3 protein-coding genes are annotated in these 7318 nt (G+C 48.0%); 2 read left to right on the top strand and 1 reads right to left on the bottom strand.

Annotation, left to right across the window (positions count from 1 at the left end; genetic code table 11):
• Positions 1–530: 530 nt before the first annotated feature.
• Positions 531–2870, top strand: a complete 2340-nt coding sequence (locus tag RMO52_RS01895) for an ATP-binding protein (RefSeq protein WP_310410407.1) — start codon at positions 531–533, stop codon at positions 2868–2870.
• 37 nt (positions 2871–2907) lie between these two features.
• Here the strand turns inward: RMO52_RS01895 and RMO52_RS01890 are convergent, their stop codons facing one another.
• Positions 2908–3465 carry a hypothetical protein gene (locus tag RMO52_RS01890; RefSeq protein WP_309741154.1) on the bottom strand — a complete coding sequence of 186 codons (558 nt, stop codon included), beginning with the start codon at positions 3463–3465 and terminating at the stop codon, positions 2908–2910.
• A gap of 481 nt (positions 3466–3946) precedes the next feature.
• On the opposite strand from RMO52_RS01890, the gene carB reads away from it, so the two are divergent.
• Positions 3947–7192 carry a carbamoyl-phosphate synthase large subunit gene (gene carB, locus RMO52_RS01885; RefSeq protein WP_310410405.1) on the top strand — a complete coding sequence of 1082 codons (3246 nt, stop codon included), beginning with the start codon at positions 3947–3949 and terminating at the stop codon, positions 7190–7192.
• The last annotated feature ends 126 nt before the right edge of the window (positions 7193–7318 follow it).

The raw sequence follows: 7318 nt of genomic DNA, 5'->3' as shown, positions 1-7318 counted from the left end.
CAATTTTATAACTACTCTTTCGTGGCATTAAAATATTAATACTCATTCCAACTGTTTTTATCCTCAAATTGTTTTTTCTTTTTATCTGGGTTTTGGGGTTTGTGGGTTGTGGGGAGGGTTAGATGGGTAGTGGGGAGGGAGGGTAGATGGGAGATGGAATGGGTAAGAGGTAAAAGGTAAGAGGTAAGAGGTAAAAGGTAAGAGGTAAGAGGTAATTGAATAGTTTCACCCCATCCCCCCATCCCCCCATCCCCCCTTTCCCCTTTCCCCCTCCCTCCTCCCCCATTCCAGTAATGAAAATTAAGGATTGCTTAAAAATAATCTAGATCGGGCTAGACTAGTAGCTAGTAGATATGGCCGATAAAAAATAAATTGCTGTTGCCATGACAAGCCTTTGCAGCAACAGGAGTTACCGGAAAGGTAACTATTTTACATTCGGCGAATTTTTAGCTCGTATCTTAACAATTTCTTCACGTTCGATCGTCAATTACTACTTACATTAATTTCCATCTGGATCGTCAGCTTCGCCAATGTCTAACTTGACCTCTACCATCCGGGGTGATTACCCCCTGAATACGTTTGAGATCGTGCGCGATCTGTGGCAACAAATGGCAAAGATAATTTGCGATCGCAGCAGCTCTACTTGCGGCGGTGAAGTCCGATTGGTAACGAATGCCCAACTGCAATGTCACCCAGAGTCGGCTATTAGTGACAGCGATACTCTTGCAGTGATATCGCTTCAAAATTCACCGCAATTTTCCTTGCTCCAGTCAGACAGCTTTCAAGCATTATTAACTGGGACACTCATAGAGCGAGACAATTCGCAGCAAATCGCGATCGAAATCAGCTTTGAACCGACATCGATCGATGAATTTATTCAGCCACTATTAGACTACTTGCCTTCAACAGTTGGGTTAATTGCCGATCCTAATTTTACTAACAATTGCGAGCTGCAAAGTTGTTTTACGCAATTATTATTGAATGCGATTGTTAAAAGTAATTCGCCGACGGTTAGTATGTGCAGCGAACGCGAACTTCATCTGCAAGCGCAAGTAGAACAGGCAAATTTACTCAATAATATTATTACGCAAATCTATCAAACATTAGATTTATCGGTCATTTTGCAAGCAACAGTGGAGCGAGTACAGACGTTTCTACGCGCAGATCGATTGATTATCTATCAGTTTGATTTCGGGGCTGAAGGGCTTGGCGATGCTAGAGTCGCTCGACCCTGCCGACGCGACTTTACTACTTATACTGGTACTGGAAGAGTTGCTTATGAGTCGTTAGGTGCAGCGGAGCTTGACTCGGTTTTAAATATTACCGAACACCAAGATTGTTTTGACGATCCACAACTGTGGCAGCGATATCGAGAGGGGATGAGTAGAGCGATCGATCGCGTCGATCTGGAGTACGCCAAAAATGAATGTATGTTAGAATTGATGGCGCGATCGCAAATCAAGTCTAAGCTGGTAGTGCCGATCGTTGTCAAGTCGGAACTATGGGGTTTGGCGATCGCACATCAATGCCACTCGTCACGTCACTGGCAACCGCGCGAGACTCAATTTCTGCAACAGGTTGCCGAACATTTAGCGCTGGCGATCGATCGTACTGAGTTGTACAATGATAGCCTTTGGCATACTCAAGATCTCGAACAAAGAGTGAGCGAACGCACTCAAGATCTCCGCGATGCTGTGATTGTCGCGCAAACAGCAAATCAATCGAAAACAGAATTTTTGGCTCTACTAAGTCATGAATTAAGAACGCCACTAACAAGTATTTTAGGTTTATCAGCTACTTTGCTGAGATTGCCTTTACTCAATTTGACCGAACGCCAACAGCACTACATCCAGATTATCAACAATAGTGGCGAACATTTGTCGGAATTAATCGATGATATTTTAGATTTTTACAAACTAGAATTTGGTAAGACTTTTCTGAAAGTCAGTGAATTTTCCCTAGCGAAATCGATCGAGCAAATCGTAGAAGTTGTCAAGCCTAAAGCCGAGATTCGGAAGATAAACCTTGAGGTACAAATCATCAAAGATGGCAGCGAGTTAACTCAAGATGACGGTCGCGATCTCCGCTTCTGCGGCGATCCCCAACGCGTGCGCCAGATATTATTAAATATTTTAACTAATGCGATTAAATTCACACCAGCGCATGGCACCGTGCTCGTCCGCGCTTGGAGTGAAGATGGCTATGCAGTCCTAGAAGTCGAAGATAGTGGCATCGGGATCGAATCCGAGCAAATTCCGCGATTATTTAAAAAATTTCATCAGCTCAACCATAACTTCGATCGCGATTTCGGGGGGATGGGATTGGGATTGGCAATTACCCAACAATTAGTCGAACTACACGGTGGATCGATCGAAGTTGATTCGATTGTCGGTTCTGGTTCGACTTTTACAGTCCGGTTAGCGACTCAGCCATTGCAAGTATCAGATCGCAATGACTGGCAGGCGATGGGGCAAACATTAGTTTTTCAAGATCCCGAACTCAATCCAGTTCCCAACCGGATTGTCTTGCTCGAACAAGATGAAGAGATCGCTAACTTCCTGTGTGATATTCTTACCGCTGCCAGATATCAGGTGACGTGGCTATTATCCGCCGAATCCTCATTCAGACAAATAGCGATGTTCGAGCCAGATCTGCTGATTATCGACTTGGCTTTGGATGCCCAAACGGTCGATCGATCGATCGGCAATATCCGCAAATCGAGTACCATTGGCGAGGTCGAGATCTTAGCACTCGCCACTAAAGACGATATTATCAGTCCGATTAGCAAGCAATATGTCGATGATTATCTTTGGAAGCCCATAAATCCCGAACAATTGCTGCGCAAAATTACTAAGCTACTGAGTGATTAAATATCGTCAGTAGCCTCAGCAGTTGTAGCGATCGTTACTAGTTTAAAGATGAACCTGTGACAAGATTGACAGTCTTAGTCCCAACAACTTGTAAGTGTGTCTGATGGAAAAAACCCCGCTTGAAACCAGGAAACTGCCATTGATAACCATCAGGGTCGCGATGCGCTGCCATCAATTTCGACCATTGGGTCTGATGATGAGTTGCCGATGAGAGTTTTGAGAGTCGCGCGATGCCCAATCGTTTTGCCAGCTCGCCCAATTGGAGCTTCATCGAGGTTGCCAGTTCGCCACGACTATCGAGCGTCAAAGCTTGAGCGTCCTTGGCTTGCGTCAGGGTAGTGAGGACATCATAAACCCGATCGGCAGCTTTTTGATGGCGATCGAGCAGTTCTGTCAATCGCTTGACAGCACTGAGACAATGTTCGTCCACACTGAAGTTCTCGCACGAGCTGAGGAGTTGAGTCAAACATTTAATCTGTTCCCGTTCGAGTTGCAACTGTTGTTGATGCGTCGTCAGCGTCTGGTTGACAGATTGGACGAGTCGTTGACAAAGCTGCTCCTGTTGTAAATCTGATGCTGGATTGAGAGTGGTCATAAGTTAGTACGAATATCTAGAAAGTGCCGAAATTTGATGTAAATAAACGGTGATTACCACCAACAGCGAGAATTGAAGAGTCCGTGGGAGATGCAATGCCAAACCTGAATTTAAGTGCGAGCGACTGAGTACGCAGCCACCGATCTGTTGCTGCCGTTACAAAATTACCGTCTCATGCTATAGTGTTCCCGATTTATAGCCGATCGTGACACCTTCGCTCAAAAGACTTCCTGCGAAAGTTAGGCTTTGGGCTATAGGCTTTAGGGAAAACTACAGATAAAACAATAATAGAAAAGATTTTGTTTTTACTTTCGCAGGCGGTCTAGACTCAAAAAAATTCTCACCAAGCACCCTAAACCCCTTAAGATAGATTCGGAATTCATAATTTTCACCCCGTACCTCTTACCTCTTACCTCTTACCTCTTACCCCTCCCATCTCCCATCTCCCATCTCCCATCTCCCATCTACCCCCTAAATAAATATGCCTCGCCGGACTGACATACACAAAATCTTACTCTTAGGTTCTGGGCCGATCGCGATCGGACAAGGGTGTGAATTTGACTACTCTGGTACTCAGGCTTGTAAAGCACTTCGAGAGGAAGGGTTTGAGGTGATTTTAGTCAACTCCAACCCAGCGACGATTATGACCGATCCGGAGACGGCAGATCGCACCTACATCGAGCCGCTGACGCCAGAGTTAGTCGAAAAAGTCATTATTAAAGAACGTCCCGACGCGCTGCTCCCGACGATGGGGGGACAGACAGCCCTAAATATTGCCGTCAGTCTGGCTAAAAGCGGCGTCCTCGAAAAATATGGCGTCGAACTAATCGGTGCGAAATTAGCCGCGATCGAAATGGCGGAGGATCGGTTGTTATTTAAAGAAGCAATGGCGCGGATCGGGGTGCCAGTTTGTCCGTCAGGCATCGCTACTAACCCCGTAGAAGCCCGCGAAGTGAGTAAACAGATTGGGACGTACCCGCTGATTATTCGGCCCGCCTTTACCCTGGGAGGAGCCGGAGGTGGCATCGCTTACAATCAAGAAGAATTTGAAGCGATCGTTCAAACCGGACTCGATGCTTCGCCTGTAGATCAGATTTTGGTCGAGAAATCCCTCCTGGGCTGGAAAGAGTACGAGTTAGAAGTGATGCGGGATCTAGCAGATAATGTGGTAATTATTTGCTCGATCGAGAATATCGATCCGATGGGGATTCACACTGGCGATTCGATTACCGTCGCCCCAGCGCAAACCTTGACTGATAAAGAGTATCAGCGGTTGCGGGATGCTTCGATTAAAATCATTCGGGAAATTGGCGTCGAGACGGGGGGATCGAATATTCAGTTTGCCGTACATCCCGACACGGGCGAATTTATCGTTATCGAAATGAATCCGCGCGTCAGCCGAAGTTCGGCATTAGCCTCCAAAGCAACTGGATTCCCAATTGCTAAATTTGCGGCGAAATTAGCGATCGGTTATACCCTCGATGAAATCCCTAATGATATTACTAAAAAAACGCCAGCTTCCTTCGAGCCGACGATCGATTATGTAGTTACTAAAATCCCCCGCTTTGCCTTTGAAAAATTTGCGGGTTCTTCCCAAACACTGACTACCCAAATGAAGTCCGTCGGCGAAGCAATGGCGATCGGACGGACATTTAAAGAGTCATTTCAAAAGGCGCTACGATCGCTCGAAATCGGTCGCTATGGCTGGGGCTGCGATCGCGATGAAACCTTACCCTCGATCGAGCAAGTCCGTTCGATGCTGCGGACGCCGACACCCGATCGGATCTTTAGCATCCGCCATGCGATGCAGCTCAAATTGTCAATTGAAGATATCTACGATCTGACTGGCGTCGATCCGTGGTTTCTCGACAAGCTCAAAGAAATCCTCACCACCGAATTCTTCCTCAAAACTCAACAACTGACATCCCTAACTAGAGACCAACTTTGGGATGTCAAACGCGCAGGATTTAGCGATCGCCAGATTGCTTATGCAACTAAAACTACCGAAGATATCGTCCGCACCTATCGCAAATCTCTAGGCGTAATTCCTGCTTATAAATTAGTCGATACCTGTGCTGCCGAATTTGAAGCCGAGACACCTTATTACTACTCCACCTACGAATTAGAAACCGAAGTTATCCCCTCGAATCGTCGCAAAGTGATGATCCTCGGCGGTGGCCCCAATCGGATCGGACAAGGAATCGAATTTGACTACTGCTGCTGTCACGCCGCCTATGCGCTCAGTAAGCAGGGATTCGAGACGATTATGGTCAACTCCAATCCCGAAACAGTTTCCACCGATTACGACACCAGCGATCGGCTGTACTTCGAGCCACTCACCAAAGAAGATGTCCTCAATATCATCGAAGCCGAGCAGCCCGAAGGGATTATCATCCAATTCGGCGGTCAAACCCCCCTCAAATTAGCCGTTCCCCTCCAAGCATATCTAGACGCCCAAACCCCCGAAACGGGCATTACTACCAAGATTTGGGGTACCAGCCCCGACTCGATCGATATGGCCGAAAATCGGGAACGGTTCGAGCTAGTATTACGCCAATTAGATATTCAGCAGCCTGAAAATGGCATGGCACGCAACTATGACGATGCGCTCCACGTCGCCAATCGGATCGGCTATCCCGTCGTCGTCCGCCCCTCTTATGTCCTCGGCGGACGCGCGATGGAAATCGTCTACTCCAACACCGAACTCGAACGCTATATGACCTATGCGGTGCAGGTAGAACCAGACCACCCCATTTTGATCGATAAGTTCCTGGAGAACGCGATCGAGGTCGATGTAGACGCGATCGCGGACGCATCCGGGCAGGTAGTCATCGGCGGGATTATGGAGCATATCGAACAAGCCGGGATTCACTCCGGCGACTCGGCTTGCTCGCTCCCCTATGTCTCCCTCTCCGAGCCGACTCTAGCCACGATTCGGCAATGGACGGTGCAGCTCGCGCAAGCCCTCAAAGTAATCGGGCTGATGAATATCCAATTTGCCGTCCAGGGCGATCGAGTATACATCATCGAAGCCAATCCCCGCGCCTCTCGCACGGTGCCATTCGTCGCTAAAGCCACAGGCGTCCCCTTAGCGGGCTATGCCGCCCGGATTATGTCTGGTGAAACCCTCGCCAGCTTGAACTATACTGCCGAAGTCATTCCCACCCATATCGCCATCAAAGAAGCCGTCTTACCCTTCGACAGGTTCCCCGGTACCGATACGATCTTAGGCCCCGAAATGCGCTCCACAGGCGAAGTCATGGGGATCGATGTCGATTTTGGTCGGGCTTATGCCAAAGCCGAACTTGCCGCCGGACAGAAACTCCCCCTAACTGGAAAAGTCTTCGTCTCGACCAGCGATCGCGATAAAATAGCTGTCGTGCCAGTAGTCCGCGATCTGATCGCCCTCGGCTTCAAAATCATCGCCACATCCGGTACTCAGAAGGTATTAGAAGAACACGGCTTAGTCGTCGAATCAGTCCTCAAACTCCATGAAGGTCGTCCGAATGTAGTCGATATCATCAAAAATGGTCAAATCCAACTGATTATCAATACCCCCTCTGGCGAGGAAGCTCAAGCCGACGGCAAACTCCTCCGGCGCACGGCACTAGTCTACAAGATCGGCGTAGTGACGACGATCGCCGGAGCCAAAGCCACCGCCGCCGCCATCAAATCGCTCCAATCCCAACCCCTAGAAGTCAAAGCTTTGCAAGACTATATCAGTTGAAGTTGAGTATGCTCTAGTTTCATTCTTCAACCCAACCTACAGGTCTGTGTAATAACTGGTGCAAGATGTGAGTAGTCCGCCTACGCGGACTTTGCATCACCAGCGGCGATTTCAATCGCTGCGTCC

It is taken from the genome of Chamaesiphon sp. OTE_8_metabat_110, from assembly GCF_031382685.1.
In the GTDB taxonomy this organism is placed as follows: Bacteria; Cyanobacteriota; Cyanobacteriia; order Cyanobacteriales; family Chamaesiphonaceae; genus Chamaesiphon.
The sequence above is the reverse complement of the archived record's forward strand: the minus strand, read 5'-3'. Positions and strand labels throughout refer to the sequence as shown.